This window comes from Achromobacter insuavis (assembly GCF_902859645.1).
GTDB lineage: Bacteria > Pseudomonadota > Gammaproteobacteria > Burkholderiales > Burkholderiaceae_B > Achromobacter > Achromobacter insuavis.
This window is the reverse complement of sequence record NZ_CADIJR010000096.1, coordinates 1-21,381: the sequence shown is the minus strand read 5'-3', so window position 1 is coordinate 21,381 and position 21,381 is coordinate 1. Positions and strand designations below refer to the sequence as shown.

16 protein-coding genes are annotated in these 21,381 nt (G+C 69.2%); 9 read left to right on the top strand and 7 right to left on the bottom strand.

The annotated features are described in order from the left end of the window. Together H0523_RS28365 and lpdA are read left to right on the top strand one after the other, a co-directional pair. Positions 1-920: dihydrolipoamide acetyltransferase family protein (locus tag H0523_RS28365; RefSeq protein WP_180180226.1), on the top strand; the 920-nt coding region annotated here is incomplete at its 5' end. 2 nt (positions 921-922) lie between these two features. Continuing rightward, a complete protein-coding gene (lpdA, locus tag H0523_RS28360) occupies positions 923-2,326 on the top strand; it encodes a dihydrolipoyl dehydrogenase (RefSeq protein WP_024068590.1) in 1,404 nt (467 codons plus the stop codon). A 107-nt stretch (positions 2,327-2,433) separates the two neighbouring features. On the opposite strand, the gene H0523_RS28355 is transcribed toward lpdA, so the two are convergent. Beyond that, positions 2,434-4,467, bottom strand: a complete 2,034-nt coding sequence (locus tag H0523_RS28355) for a PEP/pyruvate-binding domain-containing protein (RefSeq protein ID WP_054432033.1) — start codon at positions 4,465-4,467, stop codon at positions 2,434-2,436. A 245-nt stretch (positions 4,468-4,712) separates the two neighbouring features. On the opposite strand from H0523_RS28355, the gene H0523_RS28350 reads away from it, so the two are divergent. Beyond that, entirely contained in the window at positions 4,713-4,898 is a 186-nt protein-coding gene (locus H0523_RS28350; protein ID WP_082404549.1) for a type II toxin-antitoxin system HicA family toxin, read from the top strand. 78 nt (positions 4,899-4,976) lie between these two features. After that, positions 4,977-5,396, top strand: a complete 420-nt coding sequence (locus tag H0523_RS28345) for a type II toxin-antitoxin system HicB family antitoxin (protein ID WP_054432032.1) — start codon at positions 4,977-4,979, stop codon at positions 5,394-5,396. A gap of 87 nt (positions 5,397-5,483) precedes the next feature. On the opposite strand, the gene argH is transcribed toward H0523_RS28345, so the two are convergent. After that, positions 5,484-6,905: an argininosuccinate lyase gene (gene argH, locus H0523_RS28340; RefSeq protein WP_020927273.1), complete on the bottom strand. Its 1,422-nt coding sequence runs from the start codon at positions 6,903-6,905 to the stop codon at positions 5,484-5,486. A 206-nt stretch (positions 6,906-7,111) separates the two neighbouring features. On the opposite strand from argH, the gene H0523_RS28335 reads away from it, so the two are divergent. From H0523_RS28335 to H0523_RS28325, 3 genes are all read left to right on the top strand, one after another. Then, on the top strand, positions 7,112-8,443 hold the full coding sequence (locus H0523_RS28335) for a mechanosensitive ion channel family protein (protein WP_054432031.1): 1,332 nt from the start codon (positions 7,112-7,114) through the stop codon (positions 8,441-8,443). Positions 8,444-8,535: 92 nt separating this feature from the next. Beyond that, positions 8,536-10,602 (top strand): NAD(+) synthase, encoded by a 2,067-nt coding sequence (locus tag H0523_RS28330; protein ID WP_054432248.1) that lies wholly within the window; start codon positions 8,536-8,538, stop codon positions 10,600-10,602. 140 nt (positions 10,603-10,742) lie between these two features. Next, complete coding sequence (locus tag H0523_RS28325) at positions 10,743-11,081, top strand: P-II family nitrogen regulator (protein WP_006386376.1); 339 nt, start codon at positions 10,743-10,745, stop codon at positions 11,079-11,081. Between the two features lie 585 nt (positions 11,082-11,666). On the opposite strand, the gene gspF is transcribed toward H0523_RS28325, so the two are convergent. Then, a complete protein-coding gene (gspF, locus tag H0523_RS28320; protein ID WP_054432030.1) occupies positions 11,667-12,872 on the bottom strand; it encodes a type II secretion system inner membrane protein GspF in 1,206 nt (401 codons plus the stop codon). 173 nt (positions 12,873-13,045) lie between these two features. On the opposite strand from gspF, the gene gspD reads away from it, so the two are divergent. Both gspD and gspE read left to right on the top strand, forming a co-directional pair. Beyond that, positions 13,046-15,661 (top strand): type II secretion system secretin GspD, encoded by a 2,616-nt coding sequence (gene gspD / locus H0523_RS28315; RefSeq protein WP_054432029.1) that lies wholly within the window; start codon positions 13,046-13,048, stop codon positions 15,659-15,661. Further along, positions 15,658-17,085, top strand: coding sequence for a type II secretion system ATPase GspE (gene gspE / locus H0523_RS28310; protein WP_054432028.1), 1,428 nt, complete (start codon positions 15,658-15,660; stop codon positions 17,083-17,085). The genes gspD and gspE overlap by 4 nt, the downstream gene beginning before the upstream one ends. 162 nt (positions 17,086-17,247) lie before the next feature. Here gspE and H0523_RS28305 read toward each other — a convergent pair whose 3' ends face one another. The 4 genes from H0523_RS28305 to gspM all read right to left on the bottom strand — a co-directional run. Continuing rightward, on the bottom strand, positions 17,248-17,766 hold the full coding sequence (locus H0523_RS28305) for a TlpA disulfide reductase family protein (RefSeq protein ID WP_231689886.1): 519 nt from the start codon (positions 17,764-17,766) through the stop codon (positions 17,248-17,250). Between the two features lie 8 nt (positions 17,767-17,774). Next, complete coding sequence (locus tag H0523_RS28300) at positions 17,775-19,952, bottom strand: TonB-dependent receptor plug domain-containing protein (protein WP_082412400.1); 2,178 nt, start codon at positions 19,950-19,952, stop codon at positions 17,775-17,777. Positions 19,953-20,267: 315 nt separating this feature from the next. Further along, positions 20,268-21,023, bottom strand: a complete 756-nt coding sequence (gene gspN, locus H0523_RS28295) for a type II secretion system protein N (RefSeq protein WP_054432025.1) — start codon at positions 21,021-21,023, stop codon at positions 20,268-20,270. Further along, a partial coding sequence (gene gspM, locus H0523_RS28290) for a type II secretion system protein GspM (protein ID WP_180180225.1) occupies positions 21,023-21,381 on the bottom strand: 359 nt, incomplete at its 5' end. The genes gspN and gspM, both read right to left, overlap by 1 nt.

Below are 21,381 nucleotides of genomic sequence, written 5' to 3'. Positions count from 1 at the left end.
GGGCGGCCGCCGCGCGCCAGGCGCCCGCCGCGACGCGCCAACCCGGCGAGAAGCCGCTGGCCTCGCCGGCGGTGCGCAAGCGCGCCTGGGACCTGGGCATCGAGCTGCGCTATGTGCACGGCAGCGGCCCGGCCGGCCGCGTCATGCACGAGGACCTGGACGCCTACCTGCAAGGGCAGGGCGGCGGCAGCGCCGCGCGCGGCCCGGCCTATGCCGAGCGCAATGACGAAGAGCAGGTGCCCGTGATCGGCCTGCGCCGCAAGATCGCGCAGAAGATGGCCGAGTCCAAGCGCCGCATTCCGCACTTCAGCTACGTGGAGGAAATCGACGTCACCGAGCTCGAGGACCTGCGCGTCAGCCTGAACGCGAAGTTCGGCGAGTCGCGCGGCAAGCTGACGCTGCTGCCGCTGCTGGCGCGCGCCATGGTGATCGCGCTGCGCGACTTCCCGCAGATCAACGCCCGCTATGACGACGAGGCCGGCCAGGTGACGCGCTATGGCGCCGTGCACATCGGCATCGCCACGCAGAGCGACGGCGGCCTGATGGTGCCGGTGATGCGCCACGCCGAAACCCGCGACCTGTGGTCGATGGCGGCCGAGATCGGCCGGCTGGCGCAGGCGGTGCGGTCCGGCGGCGCCGGGCGCGACGAGCTGTCCGGCTCGACCATCACCATCACCAGCCTGGGACCGCTGGGCGGCATCGTCACCACGCCGGTCATCAACCATCCCGAGGTCGGCATCGTGGGCGTGAACCGCATCGTCGAGCGGCCCGCCTTCCGCAATGGCGCCGTGGTGGCGCGCAAGCTGATGAACCTGTCGTCCTCGTTCGACCACCGCGTGGTCGACGGCATGGACGCGGCCCGCTTCATCCAGGCCGTGCGCGCGCTGCTGGAACAACCCGCGCTGCTTTTCGTGGAGTAAGCATGAGCCAGACTACCAAGACGACAACCCTGCTGGTGATCGGCGGCGGGCCTGGCGGCTATGTGGCCGCGATCCGCGCCGGGCAACTGGGCGTGCCCACCATCCTGGTCGAAGGCGACCGGCTGGGCGGCACCTGCCTGAACATCGGCTGCATCCCGTCCAAGGCGCTGATCCACGCGGCCGAGGAATTCGACAAGGCGCGCCATTACGCCGGCCAGTCGGCGCTGGGCATCTCGGTCTCGGCGCCCGCCATCGACATCGGCCGCACCGTGGCCTGGAAGGACGGCATCGTCGGCAAGCTGACCGGCGGCGTCGGCGCGCTGCTCAAGAAGAACGGCGTGCAGGTGGTGCAGGGCTGGGCCAGCCTGCTGGACGGCAAGACCGTCGAGGTCGAGAGCGCCGACGGCAGCCGCCAGCGCATCCAGTGCGAGCACCTGCTGCTGGCGGCCGGCTCCGAGCCGACGCCGCTGCCGTCGGTGCCGTTCGGCGGCATGGTGGTGTCCTCGACCGAGGCGCTGTCGCCGGCCGACATCCCGAAGAAGCTGGTGGTGGTGGGCGGCGGCTACATCGGCCTGGAGCTGGGCACGGTGTACCGCAAGCTGGGCGCCGAGGTGGCCGTGGTCGAGGCGCAGGACCGCATCCTGCCGACCTACGACGCGGAACTCACCAAACCGGTGGCCGCGGCCCTTGCCAAGCTGGGCGTCGAGCTGCACCTGGGCCGCAAGGTGCTGGGGCTGAACGGCGCCGGCACCGCGGTGCGGATCCAGGACGCCAGCGGCGCCGAGACCGCGCTGCCCGCCGACCGGGTGCTGATCGCCGTCGGCCGGCGTCCGCGCACGCAGGGCTGGGGCCTGGAAAACCTGCAGCTGGACCGCAAGGGCAACGCGCTGCGCATCGACGACCAGTGCCGCACCTCCATGCGCGACGTCTGGGCCATCGGCGACATCGCCGGCGAGCCGATGCTGGCGCACCGCGCCATGGCGCAGGGCGAGATGGTGGCCGAGCTGGTGGCCGGCAAGCGCCGCCACTTCCAGCCGGCCGCGATCCCGGCGGTGTGCTTCACCGATCCGGAAGTCGTGGTGGCCGGGCTGTCGCCGGCCGAGGCCGAAGCGGCCGGGCTGGACTGCCTGGCGGCGTCGTTCCCGTTCGCCGCCAACGGCCGTGCGATGACGCTGGAGTCCACCGACGGTTTCGTGCGGGTGGTGGCGCGCCGCGACAACCACCTGATCGTGGGCTGGCAGGCGGTGGGCCGGGGCGTGTCGGAACTGTCGACGGCGTTCGGCCAGTCGCTCGAAATGGGCGCGACGCTGGAGGACGTGGCGGGCACGATCCATGCCCACCCGACCCTGGGCGAAGCGGTGCAGGAAGCCGCGCTCAAGGCGCTGGGGCACGCGCTGCACATCTGATCCGCTACGGAGGATCCGAAGCCGCGGTGGCGGGCATTATGCCCGCCACCGCGGTTTTTTTTGCCGCCGGGCCGCCCTAAAAGGCAAAAAAGCTCCCTCGGGGTCCGCTAGCGGCGCGCGTCGATGTAGGGCCGCGCCTGCAGGATGATGATCTTGTCGCCGACCACCGCCCATTCGATGTCCTGGTCGGCCTTGCCCAGGCGCTGCTTGACCTGCCGGCCGACGGCGGCCAGCCGCGCCACCAGCGCGTCGTTCAGCACCTGGCGCGCGTCCGGCGCGATCGGCACTTCGCGCACGCCGCCGGCGACGTCGGCCACCAACTGCGTGTCCTCGGCCGAGCGGCTCAGCACCTGCACCGCCTTGGACCAGCTCGAATACATCACCTGCTCGGCCTGGCGCTTGCCCTCCACCACCTTGATGCCGAGGCCGCGCTTGGCCGAGATGTAGGTCACGTAGCGGCGGCTGGCGTCGAACGGATCGCGCGTGATCATGACGCCGGAACTGTCGGACGGCGCCGCCAGCTGCACCAGCACGGCCATCACCACCGCGTCCTGGGGAATCCCGGCCGCGCGCCGCGCCTCGTAGGCGTCGAAGTTGTAGACCGAGGCCCACACGGTCTGCACCGCCTTGGCCAGCGCGTCCGGCTGGGTGACGTTGGGCACGGTGGTGTACAGGCCGGCGCCGCTGAAGCCGGGCAGGTCCTCGGAGTTCGATGAACTGCGCACGAACACGCCCGCGCCCTTCAGGCGCGATTGCCACAGCGCGCGCCAGGACTCGGCCTGCGCCGAGTCAGGCGCGGCCTGCATGATGTCCTGGCGCAGGGCCGCCAGTTCCTTGCGCCGCACCTCGGCGTCGGCCATGAAATCGGGGCGCTGCTCCAGCGCCGCCACCCGTTGCGCCACGTTCAGCCGCTGCATGAAGGCGGCGTATTGCGCGAACGGGATGCAGAAGCCGTCGGGCACGCTGGCGGCCGGCGGCAGGGCGGAGCGGAGCGCGCCCAGGTTGGCGGCCTTGACGCCGCAATGGCGGCTGTCGCGCACGGCCAGGGCATCGAGCGGCTTGAGCGCCTGCACCGTCAGGTCCGGCTTGGGCAACTGTGCGCGCGGCTTGGGCGGCGTCGCCGGCGGTCGGGTGGCGGGCTTGTCGGCGGGTTGCACCCGGTAGTCGTTGCCGCTGACGGTCAGCGTGACCCACTGGCCGTCGTACTGGCGCAGGACGTTGGTGGCGTCGCGCACGTAGGCGTTGGGGATGCCCCAGCCCTTGGCCAGCAGGTTGACGTGCGACAGCAGCGTGGACGGCCGCTGCGTGATTAGGCCGGCCACGGGCGGGATGGCGATCGGTACTTCGTCGAGCACCACGATGTCGTCGCGCTGAAGGTCGGGCGTGGCGTCGACCGAGGCGACGATGCGCAGCCGGCCCTGCGCGGCGCCGGGGTTCAGCGGCAGGAAGGCCTGTTCGCGCAGCAGCGCCTCTTGCGTCACGAAGCGCAGTCCGGCGGTGGCGGCGGCCTGCTCGTGCAGGGTCGAGTTGGTCTTGAAGCGGATCGGGGCGTAGAAGCTCTTGGCGACCACATCGTCGGCCAGCTTCAGCAGTTCGGGCGTGAGGCGGTCGCCTTCCCAGAATTCGTAGGTGTAGCCGGGCAGGTCGCGCTGCCAGCTCAGGGTGCCGAACAGCAGGCGGCGGTTGGGATCCTTGTACTGCGCGGTCAGCGCGGCCTTGTCCTTGCCGGGCAGCAGGCGTCGCTCGCGCGCGAAGGTCTCGTGCAGGCCGTAGCGCGGCGTGTCCAGGTAATAGATGCGGTCGCCGCGCTGGCGGTCGATCACGAACAGCACGTGCGGGATTTCCAGCGGCGTGCCGGCGTTGTAGACGCGCGCCAACTGGCGGAACGCCGCTTCGTCGTCGATGCGCGCCATGAAGGCGGGACCGCCGCGGCGCGCGTCCTCGGCCTTGCGCGCCGCGATCTCGGCGGGCGTCAGCGGGCGGGCCTTGACGGGCTCGATCACGTTTTCGTACGGCGACGGCTTGCGCGCGGTCTGCGCCTGGGCGGCGGGGAGGACGGCAAGCGCCAGCAGGCAGGCGGCGGTCAGAACGGCCGGTTGGGACAGGGGCGACGGAAACCAGGACGCGCGCAGGGCTGGCATGGGGGAGGGGGGAGTGAGAAAGCGCCCATCATAGCGAACCTGTCCCCGCCGCTCGTGCGAGATCGGAAACGAGGAATGACACGCCGTGACAGGTAATTTGTTCCGGTAAACGTAGCCCAATTCACTGGCATGCCCAACCAGCGGATACGCTCCGAAAGTCCGTCATGACAGCAGTTGGTGAGGACAACATTTATGTTTTCTTAGACAACTTTATTGTTTAAGCTTGTCTGTAATGCGCACGGGCCATGAAATACAGCGAATTCAAAAAATGGCTCGAGCGGCAAGGGGCGGTTTTTGTCGCACATCGTGCCGGAAGCAGTCACTTTCGAGTCACGTTGAACGGCATCACGACGATCTTTCCGTACCCTGGCTCCAGGGAAATGGGTAAGCACCTTGAACATGAAATCAAGAAGCAACTCGGATTGAAATGAGACGGCGGATTCAATGCAGTCGACGGTCATTCCCTGTGCTCTTCACTTTCCACCCAGTCCGGTAACCGGGAGGCTTATATGCTGACCTATCCGTTCACCCTGACGCTTGATTCCAATCGCACCTGGTTCGTCCGATTTCCAGATATTCCGGAAGCGTTGACAGTGGGTGATGACCAGCAAGAGGCTGCGATCAACGCCCGGGAGGCGCTTGAGGCTGCGCTGGAAATCTACTTCGACGCGCGCCGGCCCATTCCCCTGCCGTCGCCCGTGCTGGCGGGGCAGGCGTCGGTGACCTTGCCGGCGCTGGTGACCAGCAAAGTGTTCCTGTCCAACGAGATGATCCAGCAAGGGGTGCGCAAGGCGGAGTTGGCTCGCCGCATGGGCGTGCACATGCCACAAGTGGATCGCCTGCTGGATGTGCGGCACGCCTCCCGGATCGATCAGGTCGAGTCGGCGCTGGAGCAGCTTGGACGGCGCTTGGAGGTTTCGCTCGTCTGACGCCCCGTTGGCGCACACGGCGGCGATCCATGAAAAACGGCCCCGGAAATCCGGGGCCGCCTGTTTTCGAGCGAGGGAACCGCGGGCTTACTGCGCCGCCGTTTCCTGCAGCACGCGGCGGGCTTCCTCGGCCACGCGTTCGGGGGCGGTGCCGCCCACGTGCTTGCGCGCGGCGACCGAGCCTTCCAGCGTCAGGACCTGGTGCACGTCGTCGCCGATGGTCGGGTGATAGGCCTTGAGTTCGTCCAGCGACAGGTCGGCCAGGTCGCAGCCGCGCTGTTCGCAGTCGCGCACGGCGTGGGCCACCACTTCGTGGGCGTCGCGGAACGGCACGCCGCGCTTGACCAGGTAGTCGGCCAGGTCGGTGGCGGTGGCGAAGCCCTGCAGCGCGGCGGCGCGCATGTTGTCGGCCTTGACCTTGATGCCGGCGGCCATGTCGGCGAAGATCGTCAGCGTGTCGCGCACGGTGTCGACGGTGTCGAACAGGCCTTCCTTGTCTTCCTGGTTGTCCTTGTTGTAGGCCAGGGGCTGGCCCTTCATCAGGGTCAGCAGGGCGACCAGGTTGCCGTTGACGCGGCCGGTCTTGCCACGCGCCAGTTCGGGCACGTCGGGGTTCTTTTTCTGCGGCATGATCGAGCTGCCGGTGCAGAAGCGGTCGGCCAGGTCGATGAAGCCGACGCGCGGGCTCATCCACAGCACCAGTTCTTCGGACAGGCGCGAGACGTGCGTCATGATCAGCGCGCCGGCGGCGCAGAACTCGATGGCGAAGTCGCGGTCGGAGACGGCGTCCAGCGAATTGCGGCAGACGCCGTCAAAGCCCAGGGTCTTGGCGACGCGTTCGCGGTCGATCGGGAACGAGGTGCCGGCCAGGGCGGCGGCGCCCAGCGGCAGGCGGTTGACGCGGCGGCGGCAGTCGGCCAGGCGCTCGGCGTCGCGGCCGAACATCTCGGCGTAGGCCAGCAGGTGATGGCCGAAGGTGACGGGCTGGGCCACCTGCAGGTGGGTGAAGCCCGGCATGATGGTGGCGGCGTTGTCCAGCGCCACCGTGGCCAGCGCGTGGCGCAGCTGGCGCAGCAGGTCGATCAGGGTGTCGATCTCACCGCGCAGCCACAGGCGGATGTCGGTGGCCACCTGGTCGTTGCGCGAACGGCCGGTGTGCAGGCGCTTGCCGGCATCGCCGACCAGCTCGACCAGGCGCTTCTCGATGTTCAGGTGCACGTCTTCGAGGTCGAGCAGCCACTGGAAGCTGCCGGCGTCGATTTCGGACAGGATCTGGGTCATGCCGCGCTGGATGTCGGCCAGGTCCTGGGCGCCGATGATGCCCTGGGCCGCCAGCATGTCGGCGTGCGCCAGCGAACCCTGGATGTCGACGCGCGCCAGGCGCTTGTCGAAGTCCACGGACGCCGTGTAGCGTTTGACGAGTTCGGAAACCGGTTCCGAGAACCGGGCGGACCAGGCCTGCGCCTTGTTGGCGAACTGGTTTTGATCGGGGGAGGGAGTGTTTGCCATGATGGCGGGGATTATAGGGCCTGCCTTGGGCGGCTGACGAATCCTGGCGCCATGGGCGGGATGCCCGCTGTTGCGGCTGGAAACTTGCGGCGGCGCGAGTTGTCGGATAATTCAGGGTCGCATCCGGCGGTTCACCGGGCCCGTCCCGGCGGCGGCCGGCGCGCCGTCCCCCCTGCCACCCGAAAGAGAGCACACGACCTATGCCCATGGAATGGGAACAGCTGGCCACCGAACTCGATACCTATATGCCGCACCAGCCGTGGGCGCAGACGCTGGTCGGCATCGGCGTGCTGATCCTGACGGCGCTGTTTGTCCAGTGGGTGGTCGCGCGGGTGGTGCTGCTGCTGGCGCACCGGCTGCTGGTGGTCAGCGGCCACGAGGACTGGGACAAGGCCCTGCAGCGCCGTCGGGCGTACCAGAACCTCTGGTACGCGGTGCCGTTCGCGGTGGTGTCGGTGGGCATCGACCTGGTGCCGCACGTCGAGAAGGCCGCCACGCTGGTGGGGCGGCTGGCCCACGCCGGCGCCTGGATCTGCGTGTTCGTGGCGTTTTCCGGAGTGCTGAGCGCCTGGCAGGACACCTATTCGGCCACCACGCGGGCGCAGACCCGCTCGATCAAGGGCTATATCCAGATCAGCAAGCTGATCCTGATGGCGGTGTGCACCGTGTTGGTGCTGTCGATCCTGATCGACCGCTCGCCGCTGTGGATGATCTCCGGCCTGGGCGCGCTGTCGGCGGTGCTGCTGCTGGTGTTCAAGGACACGCTGCTGTCGCTGGTGGCCAGCACCCAGCTCACCAGCAACGACATGCTGCGCATCGGCGACTGGATCGAGATGCCGCAGTCCAACGCCGACGGCTTCGTCAAGGACATCGCCCTGCACACGGTCAAGGTGCAGAACTGGGACAACACCGTCACCACGGTGCCGACCTACAAGCTGTTCTCGGAAAGCTACCGCAACTACCGCCACATGTTCGAGTCGGGCGGACGGCGCATCAAGCGCACCCTGCGCATCGACGCCAGCAGCGTGCGCTTCCTGACCGATGACGAGGCCCAGCGCCTGATGCGCTTCCGGCTGCTGCACGACTACCTGCGGGTCAAGACCCAGGATATCGCCCAGGCCAACCAGACCATGGGCGAGCTGGCCAGCGTGCCGGCCAACCGCCGCCGCCTGACCAATATCGGCACCTTCCGCGCCTACGGCCTGGCCTACCTGAAGCAGAACCCCGAGGTGCGCCAGGACATGGCGATGATGGTGCGCATGATGGAACCCACCGCCGACGGCATCCCGGTCGAGGTCTACTGCTTCACGGCCGTCACCGCCTGGGTCGAGTACGAGCGCATCCAGGGCGACATCTTCGATCATCTGCTGGCGATCCTGCCGGAACTGGGCCTGCGCCTGTACCAGCAGCCGTCCGGCGCCGACATCGGCGCCATGGGCAGTTCGCTGCGAGAGGGCGCGCTGCAGGCCGCGCTGGCGGCCGAGGGCGGGCATCACCGGGGCGATCCGGAGCGCCTGGCGCCGCCGTCCGGCGCATGACGCCGTGAGATAATGGCCCGGTTGGATGTCCCGGCCTGAAGCAGGCCCGTTCCGTGCAGTTCCGTATCAAGGCGCCCCAGGCGATGGATCCGATGTCGAACCCGTTTTTCAACCTGTATTCCCACGGCTTCGCCCGGGTCGCCGTGGGCGTGCCCGAATGCCGGGTCGCGGATCCGGCCTTCAACGCCGCGCAGACCATCGCGCTGGCGCAGCAGGCGGCCCAGGGCGGCGCCGTGCTGGTGGCGTTCCCCGAGCTTGGCCTGTCGGCCTACACCTGCGACGACCTGTTCCACCAGAAGGCCCTGCTGGACGCCTGCGAGGCGGCGCTGGACCAGGTGGTGCGCGCTACCGCCGAATTGGACATCGCCGTCATCGTCGGCGCGCCGCTGCGGGTGGCGCACCAGTTGTACAACTGCGCGGTGGTGGCGGCAGGCGGCCGCATCCTGGGCGTGGTGCCCAAGAGCTACCTGCCCAACTACGGCGAATTCTACGAAGCGCGCCAGTTCAGCGCGGCCGATTGCGCCGTCGCCACCGAGATCCGCCTGCTGGAGCAGACCGTGCCGTTCGGCGCCGAGCTGCTGTTCCAGATGGAAAAGCTGCCGCTGTTCCAGTTCCACGTCGAGATCTGCGAAGACGTCTGGGTGCCGATCCCGCCGTCTTCGTTCGCGGCGCTGGCCGGCGCCACGGTGCTGGTGAACCTGTCCGCCTCGAACATCGTGGTCGGCAAGTCGGCCTACCGCCACCAGCTGGTGGCGCAGCAGTCGGCGCGCTGCCTGGCGGCCTACATGTATACGTCGGCCGGCCGCGGCGAGTCGTCCACCGACCTGGCCTGGGACGGCCAGGCGCTGATCTATGAAAACGGCGAGCTGCTGGGCGAGTCCGAGCGCTTCCTGAACGAATCGCACCTGCTGTTCTCCGACGTGGACCTGGACCGCCTGTCGCGCGAGCGCATGCACCAGACCACCTTCGGCCAGTCGGCGCGGCGCCACCGCGACGAAGTGCGCAAGTTCCGCCAGGTGCTGGTGCCGGTCGCGGCGCCGCTGGAGGACGCCGAGCTGCCGCTGGAGCGGCGCGTTGCGCGCTTTCCGTACGTGCCGGCCGACGCCCAGCGCCGCGACGCGCGCTGCAAGGAGGTCTACAACATCCAGGTGCAGGCGCTGGCGCAGCGGCTGTCGGCCAGCGGCATGTCCAAGGTGGTCATCGGCATTTCGGGCGGGCTGGATTCGACCCACGCGCTGCTGGTCTGCGCCCAGGCCATGGACACGCTGGGGCTGCCGCGCGCCAACATCCTGGCCGTGACCATGCCGGGTTTCGCCACCAGCAGCCGCACGCTGCAGCAGGCGCGCCAGCTGATGGCGGTGGTGGGCTGCACGGCTTCCGAGGTCGACATCCGCCCGAGCTGCCTGCAGATGCTCAAGGACCTTGGCCATCCCTATGCCGATGGCAAGCCGGTGTACGACATCACCTTCGAGAACGTGCAGGCCGGCGAGCGCACCAACCACCTGTTCCGCATCGCCAATTTCAACAACGCCATCGTCATCGGCACCGGCGACCTGAGCGAGCTGGCGCTGGGCTGGTGCACCTATGGCGTGGGCGACCACATGTCGCACTACAGCGTCAATGCCAGCGTGCCCAAGACGCTGATCACCCACCTGGTGCGCTGGGTGGCCGAGTCCGGCCGCCTGGGCGAGACCGGCGCGGCGGTGCTGCTGGACGTGCTGGAGACGGACGTCAGCCCCGAGCTGGTGCCGGGCGGCGATGACGGCAAGCCGACCCAGAAAAGCGAAGACACGATCGGCCCTTACGAGCTGCAGGACTTCAATCTGTACTACACGCTGCGCTATGGCTTCGCGCCGACCAAGGTGGCGTTCCTGGCGCTGGCGGCCTGGCGCGACCGCGATGCCGGCGCCTGGCCGGAAGGCGGCCACGTGGCGCGCAACCAGTACGACCTGGCGGCGATCAAGCGCAACCTGAAGATCTTCCTGGACCGGTTCTTCCGCCTCAGCCAGTTCAAGCGCACCTGCGTGCCGAACGCGCCCAAGGTGGGCTCGGGCGGCTCGCTGTCGCCGCGCGGCGACTGGCGCGCGCCGAGCGATTCCGAGTCGGTGGTGTGGATGCGCGACGCCGACCGGATTCCGGATCAGGCGCCGCCGGGCTGAGCCGTATTCGGGTTTTCCCGGCAATGGCGGACGGGCCGGTTGGCCCCCGGCGCCGGTGGTATTCTCTCAATCATTGCGCCTGGGTCCGATAGTGTTCGAGGCCGGGCGCCGCAACAGACCGCACAATCAGGACGACCAACGTGAAACAAGTCACCGCCATCATCAAACCCTTCAAGCTCGACGAAGTCCGCGAGGCGCTGGCCGAGGTCGGCGTCAGCGGGCTGACCGTGACCGAAGTGAAGGGCTTCGGGCGCCAGAAAGGGCATACCGAGCTGTATCGCGGGGCGGAGTATGTGGTGGATTTCCTGCCGAAGATCCGCGTCGAGGTGGTGCTGCCGGATGATCAGGTCGAGGCGGCGATCGAGGCGGTGGTGAAGGCGGCTCGGACGGGGAAGATCGGGGATGGCAAGATTTTCGTGACGCCGGTCGAGCAGGCCATCCGGATTCGGACGGGGGAGAGCGACGAAGAGGCGCTTTGAGTTTGCGTTTGAATCGCTTGGGTTGGATGTCGGGGTGGCCGTAAGGGTCGCCCCGAAGTTTTTTGCGGTAGTGGTTTTTTCTTGGGTCGCCCGGCGCGCAGGTGGGACGGATGCGGGCGCCAACGATTGCGGTCCGGAGCGTTCGCTCCGGACTTCCCCGTTGTCATCTTCGTCCAGGCCTGCGGCCTTCCCTTCAGATTCCCTCGGGCGCATCGACGGCGCCCGCATCCGTCCCGCCTGCGCGCCGAGCTGGCGCCTTTGAGAATTGACGCGCTGCTGTGGTGGTGGCTTGCGGGGAGCTTGCGGGGCCCGCAAACTGTGGCCGCGCGGGCGGCCGCAGTTTGCATACGCGGGGGTGGGGCGGCGGGGTGTTGTCGCTTCGCGCGGGTGGGGAGAGAGAACTGTAGGGCGGCGGCTTTTGGGGGGCCGCTTTTTTCTTTGGCGTTCACTTTTCTGTTTTTCCGCGCGCTGTTATTCCAGCTGTTCCGCGGTGTGCCAATGCGCGGGTTGGCGGTTGTTCGATTTCCTTGTTATTGATTCTGCGAGGCCCGCGGCTTGGATGCGGGCCTTTTCTTTTTTGTGCGCTTAGCGGATCAGCTGGTTCATTTCCAGGATCGGCATCATCACGGCCAGCACGATCAGGAGGACGAAGCCGCCCATCAGCAGGATCAGGGCGGGTTCCAGCAGGGCGGTCATGGCCATGGCGCGGCGTTCGAGGTCGCGCGAGAGGTTCTGGGCGCCGCGGTCGAGCAGTTCGGGGAGCTGGCCGGTTTTTTCGCCGCTGGCGATGAGGTGGATGAGCAGTGAGGGGAAGGCTTTCTGCGCGGCTAGCGAAGCGGACAGGGAGGCGCCTTCGCGCACGCGGGCGGCGGCTTCGTCGACGGCGCCGCGCAGGACGTCGTTGCCGAGGGTGCGGCGGGCGGCGTCGAGGGCGGTGAGCAGGGCGACGCCGCTGCCGCAGAGGATGGCCAGGGTCGAGGCGAAGCGGGCGGCGTTGACGCCGAGGACGAAGCGGCCGGCCAGGGGCAGGCGCAGGACGCGGGCGTGCCAGGCGCGGCGCGCGGCGGGCACGCGCAGGGAGTAGCGCCACAGCATGATGGCGAGCGCGATGGCGGCGCCGGTGGCCAGGCCCCATTCACGCACGTAGTCGGACAGCCCTAGCATGATGCGGGTCAGCAGCGGCAGCTGCTGCTTGGCGTGGTTGAAGGCCGACACCACCTGCGGCACGACGTAGCCCAGCAGGAAGATCACGATGATGACGGAGACGCAGGCGACCACGGCGGGGTAGATGAACGCCGTCATGACCTTGCTGCGCAGGGTGTTGCGCTCTTCGATGTAGTCCGCCAGTTTCTCCATGACCTGCGCCAGGTCGCCGGATTCCTCGCCGGCGCCGATCAGGGCGCGGTAGATCTCGGGGAAGTCGCGCGGGCGCGAGGCCAGCGCGGCGGACAGGCGGTGGCCGGCGCGCACGTCGTCGCGCACGCCTTCGAGCGTGGCGGCGATGTGTTTTTTCTCGGCCTGTTCGAGCGTGGCGCTGAGCGCGGCGTCCAGCGGCAGGCGCGCGGCCAGCAGGCTGGCGAGCTGGCGCGTGAGCCAGGCCAGGTCGGCATCGGACAGGCGCGTGCGCAGGGCGGCGCCCAGGCCTTCGGCGCGCGCGGCGGGAGAGGTGGACAGGGGCAACAGGCCGCGGCCGCGCAACTGGTTGCGGGCGCCGCGCTCGCTGTCGGCGTCGATCGTGCCCTGCACGATTTTGCCGAGCGCGTCAGTCGCTTCGTAACGAAAGGATGGCATGGTGGAGGTCGCTGCGGGCTTGCGCCGGTTGGCGCGAAAGGCCCGTAAATCAAGGCTTTGCAGCCCGTCACCTTGCCTTTGGATTATGACCGTAGTGTTGCAGTGTCACCCCGTATACTCCGACGCGCTTTCACGTTTTTTCACACGACTTCACGTCTCAGGCACATCTCGTCATGCGTCATATCGCGCAACTCAGCCTTGCGGTCTTGCTCGCGGCAAGCCAACTCGGACCCATGGCCGGCAAGGCCCAAGCTCAACAGGCGGACAATCGCGTCAGCCTGAACTTCGTCGACACGGATATCCCCGCCGTGCTGCGTGCGCTGTCGCTGTTCACCAAGCGCAATTTCCTGGTGGATCCCCGCGTGAAGGGCAAGCTCACGCTGGTGTCGGACCGGCCGGTCGATAGCGCGCAGGCGTTGTCGATGCTGACCGGCGCGCTGCGGCTGCAAGGCTTCGCGATCGTCGATGTGGACGGCGTGACGCGCGTGGTGCCGGAGGCCGACGCCAAGCTGCAGGGCAGCGCGGTGGTGGGCGATCCGCGCCCGGCGCCCGCCGCCGGCGGCGCGGGCAAGGCGCCGGTGCCGGTGGCGGACTTCGCGCGCGGCCGCTCGGGCAACAGCGGCGAGATGCTGACGCGGGTGTTCCCGTTGAAGTACGAGAACGCGGCCAACCTGGTGCCGGTGCTGCGCCCGATGGTGCCGCCCAACAACCCGATCAACGCATATCCCGGCAACAACACGCTGGTGGTGACGGACTACGCCGACAACCTCGACCGCATCGCGGCCGTGATCGCGCGCATCGACGTGCCCAGTTCGATCGACACCGATGTGGTGCCGGTGCGTTCGGGCATCGCCTCGGACATCGCCATCCTGGCGTCGCAACTGCTGGACACGCAGAGCAGCGACCCGACGCAGCGCATCGCGGTGGTGGCCGACCCGCGCAGCAACAGCGTGCTGATCCGCGCCGGCAGCCCGGCGCGCACGCGCCTGGCGCGCGACCTCATCACCAAGCTGGACGCGCAGCAGAACCGCGCCGGCAACCTGCACGTGGTCTACATGCGCAATGCGCAGGCCACCCGCATCGCCGAAGTGCTGGGCGGGCTGCTGACCGGCCAGGCCAACTCGGCGCCGGGAGCGGGCCCCACGGCAGGCACGGGCAGTCCGCTCGGGCAGGGCGGCGGCAGCCGGCCGCCGCAGGCGTCGGCCAGCAACGGCAATACCGGCCTGGGCATGTCCTCCAACGCGGCGAATTCGTCCGGCAACGCCAAGGGCGGCCTGTCGGGCGACCAGGACCGCATCGCGCGCGACGATTCCGGTAACCAGGCGGTGTCGTACTCCGCCGGCGGCGCGACGATCCAGGCCGATCCGGCCACCAACTCGCTCATCATCGCGGCGCCCGAACCGCTGTACCGCAGCCTGCGCGAAGTCATCGACCAGCTCGACCAGCGCCGCGCGCAGGTGCTGGTCGAAAGCCTGATCGTCGAGGTCAGCGAACAGGCGGCGGCCGAATTCGGCATCCAGTGGATGACCGGCGCCGGCAACATCAACGGCGGCGGCACCAGCTTCATCGGCGGCACCAACCTGGGCGGCAGCGGCCTCTCGGGCAAAGGCCCGACCTCGATCGACGCGCTGGGCGGCGGGCTGAGCCTGGGCGTGGTCAAGGGCACGGTCGACGTGCTCGGCAACAAGGTCATCAACCTGGGCGTGCTGGCCCGCGCGATGCAGAACAGCGGCGAAGCCAACATCCTGTCCACGCCGAACCTGCTGACGCTGGACAACCAGTCGGCCAGCATCCTGGTGGGCAAGACGGTGCCGTTCGTGACGGGGCAATACGTCACCAACGGCGGCAACAACAACAACCCGTTCCAGACCATCCAGCGCGAGGACGTCGGCCTGAAGCTGAACATCCGGCCGCAGATTTCCGAAGGCGGCGCGGTCAAGCTCGACATCTACCAGGAAGTCAGCAGCATCGACGAAAGCAGTTCGTCCGCCACCACCGGCATCGTCACCAACAAGCGCGCCATCGACACCAGCGTGCTGATCGACGACGGCCAGATCATCGTGCTCGGCGGCCTGCTGGAAGAGAACGTGACGCTGACTTCCAACAACGTGCCGGGCCTGAGCTCGATCCCGGTGCTGGGCTCGCTGTTCAAGTACGACAGCCGCAAGCGCACCAAGACCAACCTGATGGTGTTCCTGCGGCCCTACGTGGTGCGCGACGCGCGCCAGAGCGCCAGCGTGACGATGGACCGCTACGACTACATGCGCCGCGCCCAGGGCAACGCGCAGCCGGGCGACCACTGGCTGCTGCCGAACATGCAGGCGCCGATGCTGCCGCCGTCGGGATCGGCGCCGTCGGTGTCCAACAACGCCTATGACATGCGGCCCGACCAGTTGGCCGAGACCATGCGGCGTCCGCCGCCCACGACGGTCGAGTCGTTCGCGGTGCGCCAGTATCCGGCGGCGCGCCAGACCAGCGACCCGGCGCAGCCGATCCGCGCCAGCCTGCCGCTGGGCGTGAGCGTGGCGCGCGATCCGTCTTCGCTCTACGGCGAAACCGAGAGCGCCAGCGCGACGCTGCAGTTCGCCTCGGTCAAGACGCGCGCCGAGGCCGACCGCATCGCCCAGCGGGTGCAGGCCAGCGGGCTGCAGGCCTACGTGCAGACGGGGCCGGGCGGCATGGGCTACGTGGTGCGCAGCCAGGTGTCCAAGGACCCCGGCACCATCTCCACCGCGACGGCGCTGCTCAAGGAACTGGGCTTCAAGGGCGAACTGGTCTCGCATCTATGAGCGCGCATCCCTTGCCCTATGCCTGGGCGCGCGCGCAGCGGGCGGTGCTGTCGCTGCGCGCCGGCCATGCGCAGCTGACGGTGAGCCCGCGCACGCCCGAGTGGGCCGTGCGCGAGATCCAGCGCTGCCACGGCGACATCGCCGTGGCGCGGGTCGACGACGAGGCGCTGGAAACGCTGCTGACCGCCGCCTACAGCCACGCCGAGGACGCCGCCTCGGTGATGGGCGTGGCCGAGAACGAGATCGACCTGGACCGCCTGCTGCAGGACATGCCCGAGGTGGCCGACCTGCTGGACGCGCAGGACGACGCGCCGGTGATCCGCATGATCAACGCGCTGTTCGCGCAGGCGGCGCGCGACGGCGCCAGCGATATCCACATCGAGCCGTTCGAGACCCATTCGGTGGTGCGCTACCGGGTCGACGGCACGCTGCGCGACGTGGTCTCGCCGCGCAAGGCGCTGCACGCGGCGCTGATCTCGCGCATCAAGATCATGGCGCACCTGGACATCGCCGAAAAACGCCTGCCGCAGGACGGCCGCATCGCGCTGCGGGTGGGCGGCCGGCCGATCGACGTGCGCGTCTCGACGCTGCCCACCGGCCATGGCGAGCGCGCGGTGCTGCGCCTGCTGGACAAGGAAGCCGGCCGCCTGCAGCTGGAAAAGCTGGGCATGGCGCCCGGCGTGCTGCGCCAGCTCGACCGCCTGATCCGCCAGCCGCACGGCATCGTGCTGGTGACCGGGCCGACCGGCAGCGGCAAGACCACCACGCTGTACGCGGCCTTGAGCCGGCTGGACGCCTCCACCAGCAATATCCTGACGGTGGAGGATCCGATCGAATACGACCTGGCGGGCATCAGCCAGACCCAGGTCAACGCCAAGATCGACATGAGCTTCGCGCTGGCGCTGCGCGCCATCCTGCGCCAGGATCCGGACGTCATCATGATCGGTGAAATCCGCGACCTGGAGACCGCGCAGATCGCGGTGCAGGCGTCGCTGACGGGCCACCTGGTGCTGGCCACGCTGCACACCAACGACGCGGTGTCGGCGGTGACGCGCCTGACCGACATGGGGGTGGAGCCGTTCCTGCTGTCCTCGTCGCTGCTGGGCGTGCTGGCGCAGCGGCTGGTGCGCAAGCTGTGTCCGGCCTGCAAGAAGCCGTCGATGCAGGATGGCGCGCGGGTGTTCCAGCCGGTCGGCTGCGAGGCCTGCAACCACACCGGCTACGCCGGCCGTTCCGGCATCCATGAACTGTTCACCGTGGACGACGAGGCGCGCCGCCTGATCCATGAAGGCAGCGACGAGCGCGAACTGCGCCGCGCCGCCAGCGCCGCCGGCATGCTCAGCATGCGCGAGGACGGCGCGCGCTGGGTCGAAAGCGGCGAGACCTCGCCGGAAGAGATCCTGCGGGTGACGCGCGACGCATAGGGTCTGTGCGAGGCGCCAAACAGGCCCTGGTCGCCCACCCCGCGCGGCGACAGGCGGGTCAGCCTTGCCAGCAAGGGACGCGGTGCGGACGGCGCGCTGGCGGCGCAACGCTGCGTGAGCGCAGGCGGTTGCGGCGCGCGTGTCGGGGCCTGCGAGAGGCGTTCATGGCGCGGTGGCGGCCGTGCCCGGCGCTGCCGCGCAGGTGGCCGCGACGCGTTGCAGATCCGCCGCGGACAGCGCGCCAAGTTGTCCGTCGCAGATGCGGGCGGCGCGGGTCGCCACCGTGAAGGGCAGGGCGCCGCCCCGATTGCCGGCGGCGCGCATCAGGGCGACGACGTTGCCGCCCGGACGCAATACGGGCAGGGCGATGCCGTGGCGCCGCGTGAATTCGGTCGCGGCGGCCGGCGTATCGGTGCTGACCAGCAGGACGGTCCACGCCGGATGATCGGCGGCGAAGGCCTGCAGCCGCGGCAGCTCGGTGACGCACGGCGGGCAGTCGCGGCTCCAGAAATTGACCAGCACCGGACCGTCCAGCGCCGCCAGCCGCACGAAGCGGTCGCCGGCCAGCGTCGGCAGCGAGAAGTCCCAGGCCACGCCGACCGGCGGGCGCGAGGCTGGCCGGGGCTGTGCGCCCGCCATGAGCGGCGCGGCGCACAGCGCCAGGCAGGCGCGTAGCAGCATGCGGCGCATCAGAAGCTGATCTTGGTGCCGGCGTACAGGTAGCGTCCGCGGCTGGGCCCCCACAGCTGCGTCACGTCGATCTCGCCCGCGCTGTCGACGAACAGCGGGCTTTCCTTGTCCGACTGCTTGTAGTCGAACACGTTGTCGACACCGGCGTAGAAGGTGAAGTTCTTGTTGATGGCGTATTCACCGCGCAGGTCGAGCGTGAAGAAGCCCGGACTCTTGTCCCGCTTGGGCGTGCCGTCGAGGTTGTAGCGGTTCGGGCCGTCCGAGCCGTCGCCGTGGAACTTGCGCAGGTTCATGGGGCCGGTCCAGACCAGCTTGGCATTGAGGTCGAGGTCGCCGCGATCGTAGTCCAGGCCGAGATAGGCCTTGGCGTACGGCCGCGCGAAGATCAGCGTGCCCGCCGGGAAGCGGTAGTTGAAGCCCTCGGCGGCGGCCATGACCGACAGGGCGGGCGTGACCAGATAGGACAGCGTCAGGTCCACGCCCTGCACGATGACGGGTTGCCGCGCGCTGCTGAACACCGTGATCGGGTCGCCGTTGGCATCGGTCTGGCCCGGATCGAGCATGGCGAAGTTCTTGATGTGGTTGTAGTTGTAGGAGCCGGTCACCGCCAGCCGGTCGTCGGCGTAGTTGAGGGCATAGCTGGCGTTCAGGGATTCCTCGGGCTTGGTGATCTGCCGGTCGATGCGGATGGTGTTGAGGATGCCGTGTTCCTGCTCGAAGAAGCTGGTGGGCGCGCGGAAGCCCTTGCCGATGCTGAAGCGGCTGGAGAGTTGGGCCGTGTGGTGATAGAGCGCATTCAGGCGCGGCGAGGTGATGCCGCCGAATACGTTGTGGCGGTCGTAGCGCACCGAGCCGTTGATTTCCAGCGCGTCGTCCAGGAAGGCGCGGTAGGCCTGCAAGAACAGCGCGGGCGTGCGATAGGTGTAGTCGTCGACGCCACGCACGGCCGTGCCGTCTTCCATGCTGCCGTGGCTCTTCAGGTCTTCGTAGCGGAAGTTGGCGCCGGTGGTGGTCAACCAGCCGGCGATGGGCGTCTGCCAGCTGGCTTCGGCGTAATACTGCTTCTGGCGGGCGATGTAGGTGGCCAGTTCATAGAAGCTGTCCTGCTTGTGCTCTGCCGCGCCGACGGCCAGGCGCAACAGGCTGTCGCCGAAGTGCTTTTCGCCGGTGGAGATGAACTGCACGCGATCCGTGAAGATGATCTCGGACATGCCGCCGCGGCCACCGCGATCGCCGCCCGGGCCTTGATCGTAGGCAACGATGCTGCCGTCTTCCGGCTTGACCCAGCCGTCGCGGTCGGGCGAGCCGTGCACGCCGCCGCGCCAGTCGAAGGGGTTGCCCGAGGTGCTGTCCTTGATGGCCGAATAGTCGGTGCCCAGCGCGCCGCCGCCGCGCTTCTCGTTGACCACGTCGAGCCGCCCGCGCACCTTGAAGCCGCCGGCGTCGTCCAGGAAGAAGCCGAGGCCGCCCAGGCGGCGGTCGTAGCCGGTGTACTCGGAGATGCCGTTGTGGTCGGCGTCGACCGAATCGTGCGTGTTGTAGTTGAGCGAGGCCGTGATGGCGCCGCCCTCGAACGGGCGGGCCAGGTAGGCGTCGCCCTGGCGCGAGCCGAAGCTGCCGATCTGCGCGCGGGCGCGGTTCTCGGCCTCGGTCGGACGCTTGGTGACGATGTTGACCGAGCCGGCCAGGGCTTCCGGCGCGATCAGGCTGGCGCCGGCGCCGCGCGCCACGTCGATGCGTTCGACGCCATAGACGCTGACGCTGTCCAGGCCGTAGGCCGACGAGACCGAGGAGAAGATCGGCACGCCGTCGATCATCAGCGTGGTGTAGCGGCCGGGCAGGTTGTTCAGCAGGATGTTGCGCACGTTGCAGATCGAGCATTCGACCTGGACGGCGATGCCGGGGTTCTTGTCGAGCGCTTCGTTGACGTTGGTGGCGCCGGCCTTGGCGATGGCGCGTTCACTGATGGATTCGGTCTTGACCAGTTCGTCGCGCAGGGCGCCGGGCCGCATCGATCCCTGGTTGGAGCGGTCGATGACGGTGATCGCCGGTAGCGTGGCGGTGTGGTCGGCGGGCGCCGTGGTCTGGGCCTGCGTGGCGCCGGCAGCGGTCAGCGCCGCCGCCAGGGCGGCGAGCCGGAAGCGGGAGGGCGTGCGGGAGGGGAAGGCGAAAGACATGGCAAGAGGCATCGGGCGTGCGGTTTCCAGGAACGGACGGCCGCGGCGCAGGCGCGGGGCGCCCGCGCCGCGGCGCGTTCAGTTGAGACAGGGAACCGTGCCGGGCCCGCGCGGCGCGACACGCGGCCGCGCCTTGCGCGAGGCAGGGCGGGACGCAGCGGTGTGGCGCAGGGAAATGCTCATGGAAGGGCGCGGATCTGCCGTGACGGAAATTATTCAAAACGTTATGTTTTATGAAAATTTGCGTCAACGTCAGCTGGTCTGATAGTGACCGGTGCGCCGGCGAGGGCGGCCGCCAGGGCCGTGAAAGGCGGACTATTTGCCGGTGCCGAAGACCACGACGTCGTCGCTGCGCCGGCCCAGGGTCGACATGAGGCCGTCGAGCGCGCCGCGGTCGGCCTCGCTGGCGCCGGGGGCGAAGGTCGCCTGGCCCTGGAAACGCACGCCGCGGGCGTTGACGCTGCCCTGGCCGGTGACGGCCAGCGGACCGCTCTCGGTGCTGAGCGCCAGCGTGGCGCCGGCGCGGCCGTTGCCGCGCACCCGCAGCACATAGGTGCCGACCGGCGCCACCGGCGACAAGGCGGTGGCGGCGTCGCGCCAGCGCAGTTCGGCCAGCGGCGCGTCGGGCAGGGCGCCGCCCAGGCGCAGCGCCTGCCAGTTGATCTCCAGCGCGCCCTCGGGCGCCAGCGTGTTCCAGGGCGCGCCCAGCGCCGGCAGCACCGTGGCGGGCACCCGCAGCGATTGCGCCGACAGCGACAGGCCGTCCCAGCCCAGGCCGGCGCGCACCGGTCCGCGCAGCCAGGGATGCGACACCTCCAGCGTCATCGACGACCAGCGCCACTGCCAGTGCAGGGCCTGCGGCAGCATGCGGCGCGCGCCGGGCGGGCCGAGCGCGAGCCAGGCGCTGCCGTTCCAGACCGTGCCGGCGGCGTCGGCCAGCGTCACCGGCGCGTCGGCGGGCAGGAAGGCCAGCAGCCAGCGGGCCGGCAGCACGGCGGCCGCGGCCGTGAGGGCGCAGGCGGCGCAGGCCAGCGCCAGGCCGGTGCGCTTGGGCAGGCGGGGCAGACGCATCAGGAGCGGGCCCGCGGGGCCGGCAGGGCCAGCTTGATGCTGCCGTTGACCAGGCCGGGCAACGGCCGGCCATTGACGTTGGCGGCGCGGGTCAGCTCGACCTGCCTGACCGCCAGGCCCCAGTTGCCGGCGGCGTTCTCGAGCCAGCGCAGCAGCGCGGACGAGGGCACCTCGGTCACGGCCAGCGTGACGCTGTCGCCCTGGCCGGGATGATCCAGTTTCCAGTGGTCGGCCGGCAGGCCCGCGCGTTCCAGGCTGGCGCCGAGGTCGGCGGCGGCCGGCAGGGCGGCGGCAGGCGCGGCGGCCTTGCCGCGCAGGGCCATCGCCTGGGTGGTGATGTCCGCCACGGCGGCGGCCT

What these genes read in the sequence shown, in the direction of transcription:
- H0523_RS28345 (WP_054432032.1), top strand. Translation starts at nt 4,977, where the DNA reads ATGCTGACCTATCCGTTCACCCTGACGCTTGATTCCAATCGCACCTGG.
- gspE (WP_054432028.1), top strand. Translation starts at nt 15,658, where the DNA reads ATGAGCGCGCATCCCTTGCCCTATGCCTGGGCGCGCGCGCAGCGGGCG.
- H0523_RS28350 (WP_082404549.1), top strand. Translation starts at nt 4,713, where the DNA reads ATGAAATACAGCGAATTCAAAAAATGGCTCGAGCGGCAAGGGGCGGTT.
- H0523_RS28300 (WP_082412400.1), bottom strand. Translation starts at nt 19,952, where the DNA reads ATGTCTTTCGCCTTCCCCTCCCGCACGCCCTCCCGCTTCCGGCTCGCC.
- argH (WP_020927273.1), bottom strand. Translation starts at nt 6,905, where the DNA reads ATGGCAAACACTCCCTCCCCCGATCAAAACCAGTTCGCCAACAAGGCG.
- H0523_RS28335 (WP_054432031.1), top strand. Translation starts at nt 7,112, where the DNA reads ATGGAATGGGAACAGCTGGCCACCGAACTCGATACCTATATGCCGCAC.
- H0523_RS28355 (WP_054432033.1), bottom strand. Translation starts at nt 4,467, where the DNA reads ATGCCAGCCCTGCGCGCGTCCTGGTTTCCGTCGCCCCTGTCCCAACCG.
- lpdA (WP_024068590.1), top strand. Translation starts at nt 923, where the DNA reads ATGAGCCAGACTACCAAGACGACAACCCTGCTGGTGATCGGCGGCGGG.
- H0523_RS28330 (WP_054432248.1), top strand. Translation starts at nt 8,536, where the DNA reads ATGTCGAACCCGTTTTTCAACCTGTATTCCCACGGCTTCGCCCGGGTC.
- gspD (WP_054432029.1), top strand. Translation starts at nt 13,046, where the DNA reads ATGCGTCATATCGCGCAACTCAGCCTTGCGGTCTTGCTCGCGGCAAGC.
- gspF (WP_054432030.1), bottom strand. Translation starts at nt 12,872, where the DNA reads ATGCCATCCTTTCGTTACGAAGCGACTGACGCGCTCGGCAAAATCGTG.
- H0523_RS28305 (WP_231689886.1), bottom strand. Translation starts at nt 17,766, where the DNA reads ATGCTGCTACGCGCCTGCCTGGCGCTGTGCGCCGCGCCGCTCATGGCG.
- gspN (WP_054432025.1), bottom strand. Translation starts at nt 21,023, where the DNA reads ATGCGTCTGCCCCGCCTGCCCAAGCGCACCGGCCTGGCGCTGGCCTGC.